This is a genomic window from Corynebacterium sp. UMB8791 (assembly GCF_054166365.1).
Window position 1 is genome coordinate 1 of sequence record NZ_JBSZCG010000136.1, and the last position, 21885, is coordinate 21885.

Here is a 21885-nt window from a genome sequence, read left to right on the forward strand (position 1 = left end):
ATGACCCCTGCAAAGATCATGGTTGTCTACGGTACACGCCCGGAGGCCATCAAGCTTGCACCGGTCATCAAGGAACTGCGCGCCCGTGATGAGTTTGAAACGCTGGTCGTCTCCACTGGGCAGCACCGCGAAATGCTCGCCCAAGTGACTGAGCTATTCGGCTTTCAGCCAGACATTGATCTCGGTCTCATGCACAGAAAGCAACCACTGAACCGAATTATGTCGCGAGCACTCAAGCGTCTCGATAAGGTTTTGAAAGAGTTCAAACCTGATGCACTTATCGTTCAGGGAGACACCTCAACCGCAGCATCTGCCGCCATCGCTGGTTTTACCCGCGAAGCCAAGATTGTTCATATCGAAGCAGGTCTCCGCTCATTCGACTTGAGCTCTCCGTTCCCGGAGGAGGCGAATCGCAAAATCATTTCCGCGATCGCATCGCTGCATCTCACCCCGACCAACCGCGCAAAAAACAATCTCATCGCCGAGGGTATTTCGGAAGATGCAATTGTTGTCACCGGGAACACCGTTATTGACGCTTTACTTGAGACTGCAGCGAAAGAAAGCCACTTTTCTAATGCTTCCGTTGAAAACGCACTTCAGAGCTTCGACCGCCGAGTCATCTTTACTTCCCACAGGCGAGAGAATCTTGACTCCCTCGCAAAAATCGGAGTTGCCCTCGGGACCCTCGCAGAGCGGTACAGCGACACAGCGTTCTTTGTACCCATGCATTTGAATCCTCGTATTCGGGAACGCCTCCTACCGGGTGTTGAGCACTTCCCAAATGTGGTGGCCACCGGCCCACTCCCCTACGACGAATTCATCCACCTAATGAAACAGTCTGACCTCATCATCACCGATTCTGGCGGAGTGCAGGAAGAGGCACCCGCGCTGGGACTACCAGCACTGCTAATCCGGGACACAACAGAGCGCCCAGAGGCCATTGAAGCCGGCGTTGTGAAGATGATTGGCCCGGACCCGAATACCATCATCTCGGAAGCCGCGGAACTTCTCGACAACCCGGATGCCCACGCTGCGATGAGAAACGCAGTGAATCCCTACGGTGACGGCCACGCTGCTGAGCGCACCGTGAAGGCTCTCGGTGGCCTTTTCAATCTTGGAATCGATACTCAGGCACCAGCGCTTCATCCAAGGTTCTAGCCCGTTGTAGGGTCGGCAGTCGAACGCGCTAGACTGTCAACGGCATTACCCCACAATTCCGCTGAGGAGCACCATGACCGCTAATCGACGCCACCAATTCGACATTGCCGTGATTGGCCTCGGCTATATCGGGCTCCCGACTGCAGCGTTCTTCGCGTCCACGGGACTGCAAGTCTTCGGGTACGACATCAACGCGGACCGAGTAGCGACAATCGCTAGAGGCGAGGTTCCCTTTGTGGAACCCGGTTTCGACGAATTGCTCAAGAACGTAGTCGAGGCTCGATCTTTGTCCGTGGGAACGGAACTTGAGCCTGCGGATGTCTACATTATTTCGGTCCCTACTCCGCTCTCCTCAGACAAATCTGTCGACCCTTCCTACGTTTTCGAGGCAGCAAAGTCGATTGCTCCCCGGCTCCACGGTGAAGAGCTCATCATCCTTGAGTCGACGAGCCCTCCCGGGCTAACCGAAAAGGTGGCAGATCTTGTAGTTTCTGAGCGTGCAGATCTTACGTTGACGCCAGATCAGGCGAACAGCATCTATGTTGCGCATGCGCCAGAACGGGTACTCCCGGGCAAAATCATGGAAGAAATGACGACCAACGCTCGAATTGTGGGCGGTATCAACGAAACATCTTCAGAGCAGGCAAAAAAACTCTACGAGCGGTTCTGCCAAAACGACGTACTTACCACCGATGCGCGCACTGCAGAGATGGCGAAACTCACGGAGAACGCTTTCCGCGATGTCAACATTGCATTCGCAAATGAGCTTTCGTTGATCTGCGATGAACTGGATATCGATGTCTGGGAGCTTGTCTCTCTAGCGAATCGACATCCCCGTGTTAATATCCTGCAACCAGGCCCGGGGGTAGGCGGCCACTGCATCGCAGTTGACCCATGGTTTATCGTGCATTCTACACCACATCAAGCCAAGCTGATCAAAACAAGTAGGCTAGTCAACGATTCCAAACCTGAATTTGTGCTTTCCAAAATTGACGACGCACTAGCTGAATTCGAATATGGATCCAAGCACCCTCGTATTGGTATACTTGGAATTACGTTCAAGCCAGATATTGATGATGTCCGTGAGTCTCCAGCACTTCGCATCACTGAACGAATTGCTCTCGAGCACCCACAAATACGAGTTGACGTTGTAGAGCCGAACCTGAGCCGTTTACCTAAACCGTTGAGTGATTTGGATAATATTCGCCTAAGCGACCTCGAGCCCACCGTGGAACAGTCAGACATTATCGTAGTGCTGGTCGACCACTATCAATTCCGCCTTAGCGCGAAAGATATTACTCAGCATCCCTGTCTAATCGACAGTCGCGGATTAACTGCTGATCGCCGATAGGCGGATAATGAAAATTGGCCTATCCGAAATAAGCCGGTTCCTGGCACGCCTGCTGGTTGCACACGCATGCAGATTAAACTATATTCACATCACAATCGGGTAAGGGATCATATATTGGACCGCATCTTTTACCAGCACAACAAATCTTCAAATGCTAGAAGTTTCCCCAGTTTTGCGCACCACCACCTATTGGCCCATGTCGAGTTTCCGATGAACTCCTTTACGTTTTGGCAAAGTAAGTAGACGCCTCGTTTCGGACTAGCTAGGTATCAACTCCCTGCTCGGGAACTGGTTTCCGGAGCATAAACACATGCAGGCCGAGGCACACCATATTCCCAGGATCAGGAACGCACGTAAGTAGCCACCGATAGAGCGAATAAGCTGTCGATCAACACGGTCAATTGGATCATCCGCCTGATCTCTTCACTCCCTATTTCTTTAGCCGACAGCTGCTAATCGCCGAAACCAACTTGCTCAAGATTAGGAACTGTCTATAGGTACCTCCGCACCCGAGAAATCAGATACGCTAAATCATCGGCAATTTGCTCGAAAGCCTCTGGCCCCTCTCCCCAGATCCAAGGAACTTGCGCTAACTGATATCGGTTTCCCCCCATAGACATATGACCGCGTTCGGTAAAACCGTGATCGACATTGCTAATGACCCAGCATTCGACACGTGGACATTTTCACAATAGGTGCTCTACGCACTAGATAAGGAAGTCGCGGCCAGGCGTGAACGACGCATCAACAAACTTTTGAAAGCATCCCGATCGCCAAACCTTGATGCTTGCCTTGAAAACGTGGTGTGCACACCTGCCCGCAACATCAACCCGGAGCAAATCAGCCGACTCGCTCATGGTCAATGGTGCCATTTGGGACAAAACATTGTCATCCTGGGTTCTACCGCACGGACATGCTTGCAGCACAACTTGCAGTCTTACAGCCCGATGACAGCCAACAACGCAATATCGCCAAAGCGATCAGCCAGGCGAAGTTTCGCTACCCCAACGCCAGTCTGGATGAAATTACCAGGGCGGAAGAGCGAGGCATCAACCTGCGGCAGTTGAAGAGAATCGCGGCAACGAACTGGCGGGAAAACCCGACCAACATTCATATCCTCGCCCCGACTGGGACCGGCAAAACATATATTGCCTGTGCTCTTGGTGTTGCGGCTTGCCAGGCTGGGTACTCGGTGGCCTACTACCGACTAGATCAGCTTGTCGACATGTTGGCGGTCTTCTCGCCGACTGACGAAACCTATCTGACTATGATGCGCAAACTGATCAACATCGATGTCTTGATCATCGATGATTTTATGACCATGAGCATCAATCAGCGTGGGCAAGAAGACCTTGCCAAGATCATATTCGACCGTGAGGGCCGACTGCCAACAATTATTTCGTCGCAGTCAGCGGCTGCCTACTGGGTTGCCGAGCTTCCGGACAGAGTTGGGGCGGATTCGTTGGTCAGCCGACTCAACAACGGTTACCGAATCCGGATCGGAGACTTTGATATGCGCAAGGCTACCGCCCCGGTAGACCCCGACGCGTAAGCGCACAACACTTAGTCTGGGTTGGGCATCGCATGCTTGATGCTTGACCCGGACCAGTACCAACTACCCGGAATAGGCCAGTACCGCGTTCCTGGAATGCGTTCCTGGAACACCGGTACCAACAAACCGCATCCGACACTCGCCGCGCGCGAACATACCGGCTCGACGATTGTGACCTCCCAGTTCACCCCGAAAGACTGGTATGCGTCGATTCCTGACGCGGTCATTGCAGAGTCGATTCTCAACCGGCTTGTCGTTGGTGCTGAGATCATCACACTGGAAGGGGACCGAATATGCGCTTAGAAGCCAACGAGTAACCCTCCAACGTCTCCGTGACACCTGGGTGATCCCTGCGCTACCGGGTATTCACTCAGGTGCTACCGGATACTCACCGGATACTCACGACGCCGCTACCATTTCAGCATTCTAAAAACGTGAACTAGGAGGTGACAATCGTTGAACTCCGGTGTTCACGCTCACCAAGAATATTGAGCCTGGTGTGCTGTGGCAGCACCAATCGGCGTTGTTAAGAAGTCATCAAAAACGAGTACATCTGCCAGGTGTAAGTCTTGAAGAAACTCCAACCGCGCGGTGCCATCATGGCGTAGCACCACCAGCTGGTTGGCGAGGGTGTCTGTGCGGAAGAAACGGGCAGAGTAGTCGTTTCTACACGCAGCGGTAAGCAGTGCTTAGGCCAGGTAGATTCTTCTGACGAATGATGTGTCGAGAATGACGATGCTTTGTGCTTTTGCCACCATCGGCAGCGAGCGAGTCTCACGATTTGCTCTTTGGTAAGGTTGCGGGCGAGTGAAGCTCCTTGAGCACATGCGCATTAGACACAGCATGCATCAGGTTAGACTCTGGGCAAAAACCTCGTCTTGACAATTAAAGATCAAGCAATACCTTATCAATGAGAGCTGACTTAAACGCGTCTTGCCCAAAACGCTCAGCAACCTCCCTGGCCCTGACAGACAGATTCTTCCTCAATTCGGGCGAGCCAAGAATGGAGATGATTGCCTTTGCCAGACCTTCGACGTCATGCTTAGGAACTAGGATTCCATCTATCCCATCACGAATTACATCACGAGGGCCGTAGTTTACGTCATATGCTACAACAGGGACTCCCATCACCATAGACTCAGTCAAAACGAGCGGCTGGCCTTCATACTGGCTGGATAGAACTGTCAAACAAGAATTTCGGTAAATGGACTCAGTGTCAGATGAGAATCCTCGTAATTCGACAGCATGTCCAATACCTAATTCATCGATCAGTTTTTGGAGTGAATCTTCCTCTGGCCCGTAACCATACAAATCGTAAGTGGCCCCAGGAAACTCTTTCAGCACCAAAGAGAATGCACGAATTGCATCACCAAGGTTTTTCGCATTGTGATATCGCGCGACGGATGAAATCTTGTAGCTAAAGAAGTCTTCCGGTTGCTGCTTCTCCTTGGAAACTGGTTTTTGGGGATGCGAGATAGTCACTACGTCTTCTTCATCCAAGCCCAACGTACTCCGCAAATCCTGAGTCTGACTCGGAGTCAAGCAAATTATCTTAGAGAACAAATGTAGATTGTCTTTGAGTGGCTTCAGCGAGGGGTGGAAACTCGATCGATCTTCGCTGGGATAGACTAGGTGGGTACTGTGCAAGCAAAAAATACGACGCTCAGCTGGAACTTTCGACAACGGCTCCACAAGCTCTCGCTTGTCGACAAAGAGAATTACTCCAGGAACTTGTCGAAGTCTAACCTTGAGCCATTCCCCTACAAGCTCTTCAATGCTGCTGACTTCAACGCCCTCCACACCATCGAAGAGAAAGAAAGACGATGGCTTCCCTGTCGATTCATTAACCTTCACCGAATAGCATGGTTTTCCATGTGCACCGGTATAGACACTGTATGAGATCTTGTTGTTGACCTCAGACATGTAATGTGTTACAGCAAGCTGCCCGGAAGCTGAATAAACATCCTTCCTGGTACGATTCCATGGAGTTTTAAAGTGATCTACAAAATCAAGCCGACCAGCGGAATCACGTTTCTCATACCTAGCGTAAACCCCTTCACAAAAAACTCGGCGACCTTCGGGATTTGATGAATCCGCAATGGCAACCTCATTGGGGCGTATATCGGGAGTATGCGTAGGCGAAAAGCCTTCACCCTCCATTAAATTTAAAAAATGAATCCTATGCGAGCTGTTCAGCCGATCCCGCCAGTAGTTAACACAACCTTCAAAATCGCGGTGAAACCCATAAGTTACAACTATCACTTTTGCACACACTTCTGCGAGAGCTTCTGCTCTCTTCAAAACGGAAAACGTCATTCCTCCGTTTACGGTATTGATGTTATGCAAAACCATCACCGGCGTTTTATCCATTATCACTTCTGAATTCAACTTAGGCTCCCTCTGCAATTTCAGTACGTGTTAATGAGATTAATGGTTCGAATTGCCACTTCAAAGCAAAACTCACTCTAAAAATTATATCTACAGTTTATGTAACAAGATTTCACGTTCTTTCGGATAACGATTTCCCGGGCGAAACAATGTGTCAACATCGCGGTGGCCCTTCAGTTAAACTCTCGACACTTGATGATGCTATTCCACTTAGTCAGCCAATTACACGCCTGTTCTCTTATATACGTGGTTGAAGTCACTCACAAACGCATTACTTACGATCCCGATTTGGTGGTGGCAGCTGTGGCTACTTGACCGCACCTTATCAGTTTCCTTTCTTACGATGCGCCCTTTCACCGCCTCACTGATCTCAATCTGTACCGAACTACCTGGGCAAGAAAGGCAGCCACTCACGAGCCAAAGGCTAATTCATCTGCTGAGTTCTAACCTGGCTGACTACGATTGGAGACAACGTTTTCTCGGGCTAACTGCCCCTCGACCTGCGAACATCAATTATTAACCGAAGTGTTTTTATTAATATCGTGCCAATTATCTTTGACAACTCTACTTTGGTAAGTCAAGCCGATCCATTAATGACGCATGGCTGAGAAACAAGTTTCAAACAATCTTGCCTAATCTGTAATCGCTCTTAAATTTTCTCCCAATGCCATGTCACAGTACGCTTTTGCGTCAAAGACACCAGATGCAGCGGTTCGATCACCCAAAAACTCCCGCATCGCATTGGCGACAGAACTCTGATCAGTTTCGGTTAGCTTTCCGTACCCTAAACCAACGACCTCAATGCACCCCGGCAGGGTGGTCGTGATGACTGGCATGCCAAGTGCCATGGCTTCCAGAAGGGTAACTGGCTGCCCTTCATGCTTTGACGGCAGTATGAAACAATCTGCATGACGGATTGCTGGATAGGGGTTACTAAGCTGCCCCGTCAATAAGACTTGATTTTCCAGGCCAAGTCGATTGATCTCTTGCTTGAGCTGTTCTTCCAGAATTCCTGAGCCTACAATCACTAAACCTACTCGGTTGCCCTCACCTACCAGCTCAGCAAACGCTTTAATCAGTGTTTCTTGATTCTTTTCTGTAGAGAGCCGTCCGACGGAAATGAACGTCGTTTCAAACCGGTCCATGAACTCAATAACCGGTGTCACGTCCTCAACTCGATCCGCCAGTTCAATAATCGAATCAACATTAATTAAATTACGAGCAAACGTCTGCACTACAGGTGTTTCTTCAATGTACGATGAGAGCGAGCGTTCATTGTGCTCAGCAAGTGCAGCACTTACAGCGATCAACCGAGTGAACATTGGGTACAATGCAAAGGTTCTGTTTAACGAAGGGTCCTTCCGGATCATTTCTTCATACATTTGGTTGTGTTGATAACAAACCGTAGGAACACCAAGCTCTCCCCAAGATGCCAGGAGCGAAAGCCAGAAATCTGCGTAGCCGTCATACTCTACGACATAGTCCGGCAGAAAATCGCTGAAGAGTCTGCGGCGCTCGAGATGAAAAGCGCTGAAATACGCTTCCTTAAACGACTGATTTGGAAACGCTTCGATCTTCTTGAAAGTTGCAACGTCTCGCATCATTGCTATAGACCTCGGCAACAGCACGGTCCGACAAATGATACGCACATTATCGGGAAGCTTCTTGAACTGCTCCAATCTTTCAGGATTCGCCCGCAACGTCCGTGGCTCAACAATAAAGTTGATGACAAACTCATCTGAAGGAATTTTTTCAAGTAAGGCAATACCGGCACTAGCAATGCCGTTCGGAATGAGGCTGGCATGCCAGACAATACTCTTAGTCTTCTTTCTCGCCTGGACCTCTTTATAATCAATGACTTTATCGTCCCCTAAATCCACTCCAGCAAAGAAGCTGGAGTTGACCCTTGCAGACGCATGGCCGTCTTCAAAAGGACAAAACCGGCTCAAGTGGTCTGGATTTGGAGCAAACTTTCCGTCAAGGGCCTTTAGAACCGCTGCGGGAAGATCTTCTCTCTCGTATACTTTCGCACCGGGGACTTCCTTTGAATCTAAGTACACACCACGCTGGCTTTTGTACTCGTCCAAATCATGCTGATACAAAACCACAGGCTTCTTTTGTGGCAAGAAATCGAATAGAATCGACGAGTAGTCCGTAACGAGCACGTCGATCGCAGCTAAGAGTTCGTTTGTGTCTATCTCAGCGGGTACGACGGTTACAGGTATATTTACATTTTCTAACAGTTTTTCGCTTAACCTATGGGCCCGAAAAACGATTTTTGCAGCCCCTGCACTATCTAGCGCTTTAAGGTCCGCTACTAACTCCTCAACATCTAGCTCTCTTTCGGAGACCCCTCCCCTCCACGTCGGAGCAAACAACACGATCTTCTCTTGATCGCTCTTAACGCCGAGTTTCGCACGCAACGCGCATCGCTCGGCTTGACTCATGTTGAGTGAAGTGTCAAGTCGAGGAGAACCAGCTAGGACAACCTTTCCAGCATAGATATCGTCGATTCCGTGGTCATCTATTAACGCCCACCTAGTTAGCTCATTTGGAGCCAACAGATGAGTCGATTGAATGAAGTTCCTCTGGATATTTTCATACTCCAGTACGCCCTGCCGCATTGACTTCCCCAAAGTCTTGTACGGCGTTCCGTGCCAGGTGTTGAGATAAAGCTGCCCGACCCTACGTACAAAATAAGGTGCGAATGTGACATTGTTTACCAAGTATTTGGCAGTTGCCAAAGCGTAAAGGTAATCATCTGAATGTAGTGGGACCAACACCACATCAGGGTTATCTTTCACATCTTGGGGTACAGCGGCGAGGTCATTAATCGCCCAAACGTGCGTGAATTCCCCGACAGCATATTTCGACACAAATTCCCGGAACTGCGCAAGCGGATGACATCCGACTGAGGAGCCATGATTCGATTCCCAGAGAATAAGTTGCGGGTTGATTTCACACTGCTCTAAGCACTCAACATAGTAGGTGTTCCGCTTGTTGCCAACGCTCTTTCTATAGCTTTCTGGTCGCATACCATCTTTGTGCGAGAAAAGCTCTCCAAGCCGCAAAATGTTCGAAGCGATTTCAAAAGATCCACGCTGCATGGCAATTTCTGCCAGCCTCAATCGAATACTCGTCTGCCCCAGCGGAATCAATCGGTAGTTATTCTCGATGCTCGCATTGCTATAGCCCTCAAATGCGGTCCGGTAACGCACAAGTTCCTGTAGAGAGCGATGGGATCCACTTCGGAACAAAGTCGTTATCGCGCGTTCGAAGCCCCATTTTTCTTTCTTTTCCTCCGGTTGGAGTTTAAAGTAACTCGCAAATGCTTCAGCCGCTAACTGATATTTCCGCTCACGCCAGAATACATAGCCCAAACGGTAAGAATACCAGTTACCTAGCTGATTGGGGTTCTTATCTAGAGCGTCAGCATAAGCCAGTGCAGCCAGTCCGTACTCGCCGCTTCGCTCTGCGTTTAGCCCCACCTTATAGCTCATTCGCGGTTCATCGCGCTTGAGAAACGCAAGCTCCGAATAGAGCCGTTTGGCTTCCGCATATGCGTGCAAGCGCTCCTCTATTTCCGCTTTTTCAGCTATAACAGCGCCGGAGTTATTCGAATCAAGGAGCCCGCTTGAGAGAATTTCAAGCGCCGCAAAATCCCCTTCTGACTTTCTGACTTCCTTAATCGCGGTCTTAAACTGTTTCCCTTTAGGAAGGGACGACTGATACTCACGGTAATAAGCTTTTGCATCATCCACATTTCCAAGACGACGGTTCGACTCGGCTAAGAGGTATTTAAACCTCGTGCTCGCTATTTCTTGTGGTTCAAGACGCTGCAACGAGTCAATAACTAAATTATAATCTCTAAGATTCCAAGCTACGTCAGCAATCAGCTTGTGCCACGAGTAGTCAAGGGGCTGCTTGTCGCGCTGTGCGATCAAAACTTCAAGCCGATGCCACGCAGGATCACCCCTATGGATCATAGAAAAGAGTTCTGGAGTTAACCCTCCAGTAGCAGCCACCTTCTCTCTGAGACGCTGCGAAATTGACTCCTGCAGCTCTGCCTCACGATGCTTCTTGGCTACTCCAATCCCAACGACCAGTTCTTCGACTAAACGGTAGTCTGCAACGAAGCCTGCGCAGATTGATTCCTTGTCTTGGCTGAGATCCAACTTGTTCACCAAAACAAGCAATCGCTCTAGGACGGCAACAGAACGCTGCTCTTCAGGAATTGCACTATAGAGTTTATAGGCGGATGCCCATTTCTTATTAGCCCATTCGCGCGCAGCGGCATACTGCACGAGTTTTACACCACGATGACTTGTGGTTTTTCCAGCTATAGTTTTCCCAGCAGTCTCAAAAATGCGAGCAGAGTAGTCGAATTTAGCCACGGTTCATCGTCTCCTTATAAATTCTTGTTGAGCTCTTGTTTAATCTGAGTAGTGGAAATATCTGGAGTGCGTGGCAGATAAATCACTTCACATTTACCCTCTAATTCTGAATCAAACTTTCCGACCCAGTCGTCGCCCATCACAAAAACATCAATTTTAAGGTTCTCGACGTCGCGTGCTTTTTGCCCCCATTCCTCCTCTGGCACAACGAGGTCGACGTAACGGATCGCCTCTAACATCCTGCGCCGTCTCTCATACGAAAAATAGGATTTCTTCCCTTTCAGTGCATTAAACTCGTCAGTGGATAAGGCAACTACGAGATAATCACCCAACGCTTTTGCTCGGTGTAAAAGTTCGATGTGCCCATAATGCAGGAGATCAAATGTTCCGTACGTTATAACGCGACGCATACAAGTCCTCAATCAGTGTCATGCTTGCAAACCGAAAACTAACGCAATCAGATTACCACGCCCCCTGTTAAAAGGTTTACAGGCTGAGCCTCCAATGCACGCTTCATTAAACTCTCTAACGTTGCACGTCAATGGACAAAAATACGTATCTATACACGTAGGCTTGGGTAGTAGACTGCTAAGGCAATCGAAGACCAGCGCATCGCGATCTTTTATAGCCCTATTAGTTACGGCGCAATCACAATTAAGGAACTGTTTGTATGACCTCTCATTTTCCCCGAACAATTCAACGTGGAGCCACGATGGTTCGCCAACTCAAGCACGGAAACATCAACTACGTACTAGCAAGAATTAGCAGTGAAGGTCACCAGTTAGTCGATCAAATACTTCCGATGAAGCGCAGTAGGTTCCAGAGAATCACGCATTTTCTATGGCCAGATTCATCTCGCTTCGATCCGCTTAGCTCAATTATTTTCAAAGCAAATCCTTATATCCGTCCAACACGGCAAATTACGGGCGCCGTGATCCTCGATGATTTTTCGATGTTCTGCTGGCGAAATGAATTTCAGGTAGTTAGTCCTTCTCCAAACGATTGGATACAAGTATTTGAAGGTACCCGTATCGATTTCTTATTTGTAGAATCTGCTCACGCCGGCAATGGGGGCCTGTGGCGAAGCCGACTAAACAGGACTGACTCAGTGGACCCAGCACTCCGTGAATTGTTGGACTGGTGCAAAGAACATAACATTCCCACAGTCTTTTGGAACAAAGAAGACCCAGCCCATTTTGATGACTTCATCACTACAGCCTCAGGCTTCGATTACATCTTCACCACCGATTCGGACATGGTTGAACGATACCGCGAAATCGCACCGGACACTGTTGTTGGGGTCATGCCGTTTGCGGCTCAACCTGCAATTCATAACCCCGCTCGTAACCAACCAAATATGCCAGGTATACGAGATCAACGGTGGCAACGTGGGGACATCGCGTTTGCGGGCACTTATTTCAACCACAAGTATCCGGAGCGCCGCCAACAGCTGGACCTCCTCCTCGAGGCAGCCGCTGCCTCAGCGTCGAAGAACGGGTTCAATTTCTGTATTTTCTCTCGACTAGGAAATACCGACAAGCGGTACCAATTCCCGAAACAAATGCGCCGATACATCGTTGGGAGTCTACCGCCAGAACGAATGCTTTCTGCGAACAAGGAACATAAGGTATTCCTCAACGTGAACTCAGTGGTGACTAGCCCTTCGATGTGCGCACGCCGCCTATTTGAGCTTCCAGCGAGCGGGGCAGCAGTAGTCACCACCCCAAGTCCAGCGACAAAAAATTTTTTCTCCCTTGATGCTTTAGCAGAAGTGGAATCTGTGGAAGAGGCTACTGCGACTCTCACTACACTGATTAATTCTCCCGAATATCGCGAGAAAATGGTACACCGCGCTCAACGAACCATTTGGAATGAGCACTGCTACAGTCACCGAGCAAGGCAGCTTTTCACTGCTATTGGGCTTGAACCCCTTTCTCAGTCTTCCGGTCTCGTATCAGTCATTTGTTCATCTAACCGACCAGACAAGGTCCCTCACTTATTGGGCCAGTTCGCAAGGCAGTCGATCGAAGAGTGTGAGCTCATTCTCGTAACGCATGGCTACGAGGTGAAGCAAAAGCGTTTACACGAGCTTTGCCTCGACCTTGACATCGATCCTGCCACAGTAAAACTACTGGCCGCCCCTCAAAATTGGTCACTCGGTACTTGCTTAAATACGGCAGTTTCTCAATCGAGTGGCAACTTCATAGCGAAGTTCGACGACGACGATTATTATCTGCCTCACTACCTCGAGGACATGCGCAATGCCGTTATGTACAGCGGTGCTGATCTAGTTGGGAAACAAGCTGCATACGCCTACGTAGAAAGTTCCAACGCACTTGTTTTACGTAAGCCTGACCAAGAACACCTGTGGACTAATTTTGTCGCAGGGCCAACTCTATTCGGTCCACGTTCGACTTTTGAGCAACACCAATTCGAGGATAGAACCACGGGCGAAGACACTGCTTTCCTCAAGTCGATTTTAGCTGCAAGGGGCCACATTTATTCCACCGACCGATTTAATTTCATCCAGGTGCGTGGCACAAACCACACCTGGAAACTCTCCGACGCAGAGTTCATCGCCCAAGGTGAAGTTCGATCATTTGGATTGAATGAAGCGCATGTAGAAGCCTAGGATTTCAATTTCTGAATAATCCAGGCTTCTATCTGTGCAAGGTTCTCAAGAACAGATTTTTGAACTTTCTCTTGCCGATCTAATTCATTAGCACTGAGCGATGTCGTTTCCCCCAACACCGTTGTAATTTCTGATTCAAGCGCTTCGGTGGTGAGCGCAACTGGTCGTCCAGAGTCATTAGGCCAGTCGCTATAGAACCCTCGCTCTTGAGTCTTATATATTTCCAAGTCGGGCGCGTACACAATCGATGGCTTGCCAGTGAGCGCGTAGTCAAAGAAAATCGAGGAGTAGTCAGAAATCAACAAATCTGCAATGGCGAGAAGCTCCTCTACGCATGGATAGGAGCTAACGTTTTTTACGTTCTTGCCCTTCCTGTGCACTGCTCTCATATGATGGCCACGAACAAGCACTACCGCATCATTTTCTCTCGCGATCTTCTCCGCGGGGAAAATTAGTTCGTCAGCTGAATAACGCCATGTAGGCGCCCACAGAATCACGCGCTTTCCCGTAGGGATCCCTAGATTTGCTTTGACGCTTGCTACATCCTGCATCGCCTGCTCTAGAGCAAGGTTTCTTGGGTACTCTCCTTCCAGTACTGGACCGGTGTAATGTGCAGAACCTGCAATTCGTTGAGCGGCTTCACCGGACTGTGCAAGTAACAAGTCCCAGTCACTTGCCTGGCGTGCCATCAACCGCCGATATGAAAGACCAACAAAGTTCGGGTGTGCATCAAAGAGCAATCGTTTAATTGGCCAACCATGCCATGTTTGCAACCAGTATTGGCCCGGTCGCTTCCGAAACCACAGCGGGAAATTGTCGTTTCCGACAATGACTTTTGCTCGAGTAAGTTTGTCGTACCAAGCGTCACTGCCAGTGATCACAGGAATGGCGCCATCAGGGACCTCTGTGTTTTCATCGCGGACAGATACCCAGAGCGGGACGCCAATACTTCGCTCTAAAAGATATTGGCAAACCGCACCAGGGTTATCAGCTGCGTTCTTGCCGCTAAATGACTCGAAGAAAACTCCATCGATTAGTTCCTTTTCTTGAGCCGGAATGCCGTGGTACGTCTCCCATCGAGTGGCTTTCGATACCTGGTCTGCAGGCAGAATATATACAGCAGTGGTCCCATTCTCTCGTGGCTCAATACGAACTGACCTCACAGATCCTGCAACATAAACATTGCTAACTAGTTCTCCAGGTTCGACTGATGCCCGAGAAATGCGATTCGAGCTGAAGATGGACCACCGTAGAAAATACGAGGCGGCTTGGGTAAGGGGAAGATCAAAACATGCTCGAAAAACACCATTCTTCCATGTGACTTCTGCTTTTAACGTATGTTGTGAGGACCGCAACCATATCGTGGGGCGCACGGTTTCGGAGCTGCAGCGCCCTGTAAGAACCATTCGGCTGCCTTCGATTTTTGCAGAATCCAACACTACCCGTACTGCTTTTTGATCTATATAGGCAACGCCCTTGATGTCTGGACGAACCTTCACAGCTGCAGAGGAATAGAGCGACTGCTCGCCTACAACGCCGTACTCTACACGTGTGCCGTTTGACTCTAGCGGAATTCTCTTTGGCTGTCCTAGCAGTGCTCGGTACCCAGTCGGCTGCAATGTGTAATGCAATTCCGAGGTATCCGTTTCACCGTCAACACGCCGACTATTAGTAGTCCAATTCTTCAGCACGGGAGCTGTCAAGGCGACTTCACGCAGTTGCAGAACGAACCGTTCGCCGCCTGTGTCTCGCTCAGACGAGACTGTCCAGCGTTCACCACAGCTGAGAGGCCCTGGTTGATTCGTCGCTGGCTCCCCACTGTATTTAACGAATCCAGTAGAAGTGAGTCCATTCCAGCGTGCTTCGACAGCGAAGGATACGCGCTTCCTCTTATTGAGGTCGACGGATAATACGAACGAGTCTTCATTCCTGTCGAACCATGGATCCTGTACCGCAGCATTATTTCGCGAGTCCCAGAATTTCCTCGCCCGAAGTAGTACCCGGGGTGCTTCACTTTCATTCTCCACAGCGAAGAATGAAAGCTCGACGTCATCGCTGTTCACTCCTGCCATGAATGCTCTGACTTGAAGCTCCACGCTGTTCGCATCGTTCCACCGAACTTCTTGGATCATGGCGTGGACCGGTAGGTCAACCGCCTGTGCTCGCTCATAATCTTCGGGAATTCCTGCAACAGTTGAGCGGCAACTAACTTTCAACACACCGCTAGGCGCGAACGCATAGGAGTGCTTTAATTCCAGGCGGAACCCAATTTCTTCGTCAATATCGTGATCGTTACCGTGCGCAAGCACCCAAAACAACAGTCTCTGTTCAAGTGGTATGCGCTGCATAACCTCAGGAAGTTTGCGAGTCCATCCCGCGATATCCCTCGCGAGTGCTCGCATGGTTTCGCGGTACGGATCCCCGTGTGGTCTATGAGGCAAGTGAACTGCAAACAGGTTCAAATCTCGCGCGATAAACCGTTCAAGCATGCATTCCAAGAGCTCACACGGTACACCGTTCTCTTTTGCTTCCTTCCACATCATCCGTGTGATGGCCGCTCGATCTCGAACGTCTCGCAGCGAAGCCTTCACGGTCGAACGCGAAGTACCAACCGAGGCCAACCGCCACGAATACACATCCCGCTTCAAAACATCAAATGACCCTGCGGCACAGATCGCCCGCAGCACTGGAGGTTGGTCCTCATAATTCACGCCCTCGGGAATTGGACCAACGTGTGCATTCCAAAAATCAGTGCGGAATATCTTGTTCCACAGCACGGGTTCTTCGAACGCCTGAGGAAACGTTTTCGCAGTCATTCTTGCTAGATTTTCTCGGTGCGTCGCCTCAACTATCTGTGGGCGCGATACCGAACTCCCCTTATGGCGAACGTACCCCCCAAAGACAAAATCGCTTCCCGTTGCCTTCAGTGAATCCAGCATTGACAAGTACGCACCCGGAAGCACGATGTCATCCGCATCGGCGAAAGTGAGGAATTCTCCCTGTGCCTGCCGTATCGCTAGATTGCGAGCTGCACCAGGTCCTCGCCCTTCACCGTCGATGATTTTGATGCGTTTGTCTAACAACGCAAGCGAATTCAATATAGCTCTGGAAGCATCGGTTGATGCATCATCGACCACTAGAATTTCGAGCTCATCGATGCCTTGTGATTGAACAGAGTGCACCAAGGTTGCTATCCAACGGGCAGCGTTATGACACGGGATAACAACGCTAAGAATCGGAGCAGTTGATGATTTCGCGTGCACCCAAGCACTCGCGTGGCGGGCCTGTTTCAGCCACGCACGAACATCATGCGCATACGAAATCGCTGTCCGGATGTTTCCCAATCCCACTCGTGTTCTCCGCTACTTGAAAACAATATTGGGGCTAGAATATCCCAACCGGACTTGCTCGATAACTTCATCCGCCGCAGCGAAGTCATTCGCCCCTTTCAACTCGACCCATTCTTGGTATTTTGTCGAAACTTCCTCCACGTCATCATCAGCGATGATCTTGCCTTCGTGGATCCACACCCCCCGGTCACACATCGTCTCCAGCTGCTTCGGTGAATGCGACACAAGCAAGACCGTACCGGCGCTATCGATCAGTGACTGCATCTTCGCCTCTGCACGTTGAGCGAATGCTGCGTCACCGGTAGAAAGCGTCTCATCAACGATAAGGATCTCGGGGTTCGTTGCTAACCCAATGGAGAACCCCAAACGCGCACCCTGTCCCGAAGAATATGTGTTCATCGGACGGTCGATCGCATCCCCGATGTCAGCAAGTTCAACAATCCCGGGGAAAGCAGCTTCAGTTTCTTGGGGCGTCATCCCCATGGCAAGACAACCAATCCTGATGTTCTTAGCGCCAGATAGTCGTGGTTGCAACGCAGCGCGTACGCCCATGAGCGTCGGTTGGGATTTCACGCGCGCTTCACCGCTCGATGGTCGCTCAGCCCCTGCAATAATCCTCATCATGGTCGACTTCCCAGAACCATTTTGGCCGAAGAAACCAACTGACTGGCCTTCATACAGCACAAGGTTGATGTCATCGAGCGCACGAACTGTGTCCCAGCCGAAACGCTTTTCCTCAGACTTCACTGGGTAGTCCATAGTGATGTTCCGAAGCACGATCGAAGGAACCATCCCGCTGTCATTGCTATTTGACTGTGACATAACGCTCTTCCGCCCTCCAGAAGAAAAGGAATCCGACCGCAAAGGTAGCAAAAGACCAAATGATGATCGGTCCCCAGAGGTCCATTGTTGGTACTTGACCGTACATGACGCAGTTACGGGCTGCCATAAGGAACTGGTACCCCGGGTTGTTTTCCATAACCTCTTTCAGCACCGGTTGGTGGACAAAGCGTTCCACGGAGAAGAACACGCCCGAACTGTAGAACCAAAAACGCTGCCCCAAGCGGAAAATGATCTCTGCGTCTGGGTAAAAGGCTGTGACACGCGCGACGATGAACATGATGCCTGTACCAAAAATATGGGCCAGGAAGAAAAGCGGAACGAGAAAGATAATCGTCCAATGCAGCGGCTCATTGAGCTGCGTTAGCAACGTGAAAACCGTTGCAACCCCGACAGGTAGCATCGTTGAATAGAACAACCGCAAGCTCTGCGATAGCACCAGCGCTGCACGCGGGAACATGAACGATTTAATCAGATTCTGCTGCTTCTTCACCAAGTCATTACCGTCAGTGATGTACTTCTGAAAAATCTGAAATATGGTAACCCCTAGCACCACGTATCCGGGGAAGTTCTGAATACCGTTACTCGTACGGATAATGAAGCCGAAAATGACGGCGTACATCATCGCGTCAATCAACGGTGAAATGACAAGCCAGACTTTGCCCATCCAGACGTCGCGTGGCGTGCGAAAGGCTTTTGCGGTCGCATCTGCGTGTAGGAAGTAGCGTCGCTGCCAGATCTCAGCAATGTACTGCCCGATAGGTGGCCGCGCCGAGAGTTTTTTCAACGACGCCGTATCCACAACAACCGTGTTGGAAGGCTGGTGACTTTCTTCGTCACTGTTCGTATCAAGACTCATCAACAATCCTTCCACTGGCGGTGCAAAAATCTCCGTCATTCAAAGCCTAACTGTTACAGCTTAGTAAGCACGCTGTTGCAATGCTATTTTGTTCGCTACTTGTATAGCGTGGAGTATTGTTGCGCCACGGCCGACCAGGCTCTGGTACGCGCCCAGGATGTACGTCTCTCATCGTGTGCACATCTTTCCGCGAAGCGAATTCCCTCTGCCAGCGACAAAGCATTCTCCGGCTCGACGTACGTTTCTAGACCACCTGTCACTTCGCGCAGCGCTGGCAGGTCAGAAGCAACTACAGGGATGTCGAGTGCCTGCGCCATAACCGACTTAATAGGGGTCACGTTCCTGCACACGACGGTGTCTTTGCGCGGTACTACAAAGATGTCGAGCGCCCCGTACCATTTGTGGATACCGCTCGGAGGCTGTCGGCCAACGAAGCACACACGCTGTTCAATACCGAGCGCAAGAGCCTGTTCTTTCAGTCCCTCCAGCGCTACCCCATCACCTACTATGACGCCAGCGAAAGACTCATCGAGTTTGGTGAGCGCTTCCAGGAAATACTCCAGGCCTTCGTAGTCGACAACCGCGGTGATGGCGCCCACAAGCGTCTTGTCCTCGGGAAGATGAAGCTCCCGGCGTAGTTCAAGCTTCGAATCAAGCTGCTGGAACGCGTCATCGGGCACACCATTCGGCGCGACGACAATCTTTTCGGCACTAATTCCGCGCTCAATCAAAGACCATTTTGTAATTTCGCTCAGCACAACCACTGCAGCGGCCTGGCGAGCAGCCTCTAGTTCCTGGCGGTGAGCCCCTTGGTAGTACTCAGATTCTTTCGCAGTCTCGCGCTTGTTCGATGGCTGCTTAGAAAGCCACGTCTGCTCAGGCACACCACGCATTTCGTACACCCACGGGATGCCAAGCCGTTTTGCGGCGCGACTGACAATCAATGCGTTCTCAAAGCCCGACGTAGTGTGCAGCGCTTCGGCACCAAACCTGGCTGCATACCGTACTAGCTGTTGTACGGCCTGGTCTTGTTGCTTCGCAAATGAGCCCGATGGCCACAACGGCAGGATCCGAAAATAATCAATGCCCTCAACACATTCATGTTCGTCTGCAGCCAGCTTCCCAACAATGTTGGGGTAGCCATACCTTGTTACAGCCGCTACCTGGATTCCCACGGACTGCATGCTCTGCAACACAGCGTGGCTGCGCAGCGAATACCCCGCACTTGTGTGAGGCAACGAATTTGTCAGGTAGTGAAAAACACGTTCCGCTCCGTGCAGCGGCAGAGACGGCTCAATGCCCTGGTGCAGTTTCGCTCGCTCAAACTCATAGCGTTGGCGGGTGAGCCGGTGACGTCGACTGCCCACGAGCAGATCGATGGCTTCCGAATAATTACCAGATTCGAAGGCGTGCCGAGCAACCTTCGCTGTATCCTGTTGATCACCGACTTGGTTTGAACGCACACGACGCTGCAACACAGGGCCGACGACCCGAGCGTGTTTAAGACGCTGCGCTACATTGCGCGCAAACGCATCAGCGTCAGTTCTGCACTGCTGTGCAATAAACCCCACAGTAAATACCGCTTGGCGTAGATACACGCCTTTGAGCAACGACTTCACGGTACTGCCTTAGTTCGAGAGGGCGTCGAGGAACTTCTGTAACGCAGCTGGACTAGCGACGTCGCGCTCGTGAACTACCCACTGCGCCGCATTACTCGGAACTTCCAGTTGTTCTCGGTTGTGGGCCAGCCGGACCCAAAGCTGCGCCAGCGCCTGTGGGTCTTCGGCAGGCACTGTATGACCCGCGTGCAGCTGTTCAATCAAGCGCGCAGTTTCGCCCTCCACTGCCCCACTGATATGAATCCCAGCCTCCATGAGCTCGTACGTTTTCGAAGGCACTGCGCGCTGCAGTGGCGCCCAATCAGCAAGATGAACCAAAGCAGTGTCGGCCCAGGAGTAATACTGCTCAAGCGCATCTGCGGAAGTCCTGGGCAGGATTTGGATATCGGCGTCGAGTTCCCGTGCTTGATTTTGCAAAGCTTCCTTGGTGACGCCAGCACCGATGAGCTTCAAGTGCACATCAACGCCTTGTTGGTGAGCCAGCTCTGCCGCCGCGATCGCATTCCCGAGCTTCTGCGCCCGCCCCAACGTACCGGCGTACAACACGTTGAGATACGGGCGTTCACTCTCCACATGGTGTACGGGAGCTGCCTGATCTCTAGAGTATGCACTTTCAACTGGGAACACATTACGCAAAGTGCAAACGTTCACCCGAGCGCTTGAATTTCGGTGAGAAAGTTTTACCTGAAGCTGTTCCCCCAAGTCATCAGCGGTGACAATCACACCAGCAGCGTTTCGCAACGACTTCTTCAACAAGTGAGAAACGATGGCAATGACAACCTGCTTTGGCCCCTTGCCAAAGATTCGTTCCCGCCACGAAGATTCACCCAGTCCAGAGTTCCAGTCATTCGAGTACTTCAACAAGTCCGGCCAGGCATCCCGCAAATCAATCACGTACAGCACCCCAAGCAACTTCGCAGCAAGCGGAGTAATAAAAGCAGTAGGCAGCGCCGGAACCGTGCCGATGACGAGATCAGGCGTCGCCTCCTCCGCCTTATAGCGCTGTTTGGCGACTTTCAGCAGCGTCGAGAGCGCAACAAATCCTTGGTTCAAAGCCTTCGCTGTCAGCCCGGAGCCACCAGTTAGATACTGTGTCCGAAAGATCCGCTCCCCCGATGGACCCCACTCGACTTTGTTCACCCCCCGAATGCGGCGCCGAGTGCGCACTCTTGCATCCTTGGCGCGTTCCGCCCAATCATTCACGCGATTGTAATGCGGCGGTGGCGCGATGACACTGACGGAATGCCCCTGCTCGTGCAGCATCTCAGTGAGCCACGTCCACCTCCGCTGTGGGACCCCATTTTCTGGCGCCCAATAATGCGATAGCACCAAAATACGAGCCAACTTCATTCCCTTCTCACAGAGTGCACCAACAGTCATCGCAATATCGGCGTGTGCCTTGGCATCCAGGATAACGGTTAGCTTTCTTAAAACCTTAATTGTGGCAGTACTGAAGCAAGATCGTAATCCTCTGTACTATGGCACCCATGATTCAATTCGTTGTCGGAGCAGCCGCCGGGTACGTGTTCGGCACGAAAGCCGGGCGCAAGCGCTATCACCAGATTGTCAACGCCACACAGAAGGCAGTGAACTCGCCGGTGGCCAAACAGGTGGTGACCTCCACCCGTAAGGCCATTGCGAACAAGATCGATCCGGAACCCCGCATGCGTGAGATCAAAGACTTACGCGGCAAGCGGGGGCACCAGGACCAAATCCTGGAGCCGGACGAGGACTAGCGTTTA

At 50.9% G+C, this 21885-nt stretch carries 14 protein-coding genes and 1 pseudogene; 7 read left to right on the plus strand and 8 right to left on the minus strand.

Going from position 1 to position 21885, the window contains the following annotated elements:
• From wecB to ACXIUA_RS08855, 5 genes and pseudogenes are all read left to right on the plus strand, one after another.
• The coding region (wecB, locus tag ACXIUA_RS08835) for a non-hydrolyzing UDP-N-acetylglucosamine 2-epimerase (RefSeq protein WP_457976596.1) at positions 1-1158 on the plus strand (1158 nt) is incomplete at its 5' end.
• 73 nt (positions 1159-1231) lie between these two features.
• Positions 1232-2509: a UDP-N-acetyl-D-mannosamine dehydrogenase gene (gene wecC, locus ACXIUA_RS08840; protein ID WP_457976597.1), complete on the plus strand. Its 1278-nt coding sequence runs from the start codon at positions 1232-1234 to the stop codon at positions 2507-2509.
• Between the two features lie 695 nt (positions 2510-3204).
• Positions 3205-3576, plus strand: coding sequence for an ATP-binding protein (locus tag ACXIUA_RS08845; protein WP_457976598.1), 372 nt, complete (start codon positions 3205-3207; stop codon positions 3574-3576).
• Positions 3465-4061: pseudogene (locus ACXIUA_RS08850) on the plus strand (ATP-binding protein); the annotation flags it as partial. The gene ACXIUA_RS08845 and the pseudogene ACXIUA_RS08850, both read left to right, overlap by 112 nt.
• A 21-nt stretch (positions 4062-4082) precedes the next feature.
• The gene (locus tag ACXIUA_RS08855; protein ID WP_457976600.1) at positions 4083-4364 is read left to right on the plus strand and encodes an ATP-binding protein; all 282 of its coding nucleotides are present in this window, start codon (positions 4083-4085) and stop codon (positions 4362-4364) included.
• A 582-nt stretch (positions 4365-4946) separates the two neighbouring features.
• Here the strand turns inward: ACXIUA_RS08855 and ACXIUA_RS08860 are convergent.
• From ACXIUA_RS08860 to tagD, 3 genes are all read right to left on the minus strand, one after another.
• Entirely contained in the window at positions 4947-6449 is a 1503-nt protein-coding gene (locus tag ACXIUA_RS08860) for a glycosyltransferase (protein ID WP_457976601.1), read from the minus strand.
• A 632-nt stretch (positions 6450-7081) separates the two neighbouring features.
• Entirely contained in the window at positions 7082-10843 is a 3762-nt protein-coding gene (locus tag ACXIUA_RS08865) for a CDP-glycerol glycerophosphotransferase family protein (RefSeq protein WP_457976602.1), read from the minus strand.
• Between the two features lie 14 nt (positions 10844-10857).
• Entirely contained in the window at positions 10858-11253 is a 396-nt protein-coding gene (gene tagD / locus ACXIUA_RS08870) for a glycerol-3-phosphate cytidylyltransferase (protein ID WP_457976603.1), read from the minus strand.
• Between the two features lie 302 nt (positions 11254-11555).
• On the opposite strand from tagD, the gene ACXIUA_RS08875 reads away from it, so the two are divergent.
• Positions 11556-13475, plus strand: a complete 1920-nt coding sequence (locus ACXIUA_RS08875; protein WP_457976604.1) for a glycosyltransferase family protein — start codon at positions 11556-11558, stop codon at positions 13473-13475.
• Here the strand turns inward: ACXIUA_RS08875 and ACXIUA_RS08880 are convergent.
• From ACXIUA_RS08880 to ACXIUA_RS08900, 5 genes are read right to left on the minus strand one after another with little or no spacing between them, the layout of a single operon-like run.
• Positions 13472-16825: a bifunctional glycosyltransferase/CDP-glycerol:glycerophosphate glycerophosphotransferase gene (locus tag ACXIUA_RS08880; RefSeq protein WP_457976605.1), complete on the minus strand. Its 3354-nt coding sequence runs from the start codon at positions 16823-16825 to the stop codon at positions 13472-13474. The two genes, ACXIUA_RS08875 and ACXIUA_RS08880, sit on opposite strands and share 4 nt — an antisense overlap.
• Positions 16826-16837: 12 nt before the next feature.
• The gene (locus tag ACXIUA_RS08885) at positions 16838-17647 is read right to left on the minus strand and encodes an ABC transporter ATP-binding protein (RefSeq protein WP_457976606.1); all 810 of its coding nucleotides are present in this window, start codon (positions 17645-17647) and stop codon (positions 16838-16840) included.
• Complete coding sequence (locus ACXIUA_RS08890) at positions 17631-18563, minus strand: ABC transporter permease (protein WP_457976607.1); 933 nt, start codon at positions 18561-18563, stop codon at positions 17631-17633. The genes ACXIUA_RS08885 and ACXIUA_RS08890 overlap by 17 nt, the downstream gene beginning before the upstream one ends.
• Positions 18564-18619: 56 nt before the next feature.
• A complete protein-coding gene (locus ACXIUA_RS08895) occupies positions 18620-20143 on the minus strand; it encodes a glycosyltransferase (protein ID WP_457976608.1) in 1524 nt (507 codons plus the stop codon).
• Positions 20144-20152: 9 nt separating this feature from the next.
• Positions 20153-21523: a glycosyltransferase family 4 protein gene (locus tag ACXIUA_RS08900; protein ID WP_457976609.1), complete on the minus strand. Its 1371-nt coding sequence runs from the start codon at positions 21521-21523 to the stop codon at positions 20153-20155.
• A 107-nt stretch (positions 21524-21630) separates the two neighbouring features.
• Between ACXIUA_RS08900 and ACXIUA_RS08905 the strand changes: the two genes are divergently transcribed.
• Positions 21631-21879: a hypothetical protein gene (locus tag ACXIUA_RS08905; RefSeq protein WP_070363455.1), complete on the plus strand. Its 249-nt coding sequence runs from the start codon at positions 21631-21633 to the stop codon at positions 21877-21879.
• Positions 21880-21885: the final 6 nt, after the last annotated feature.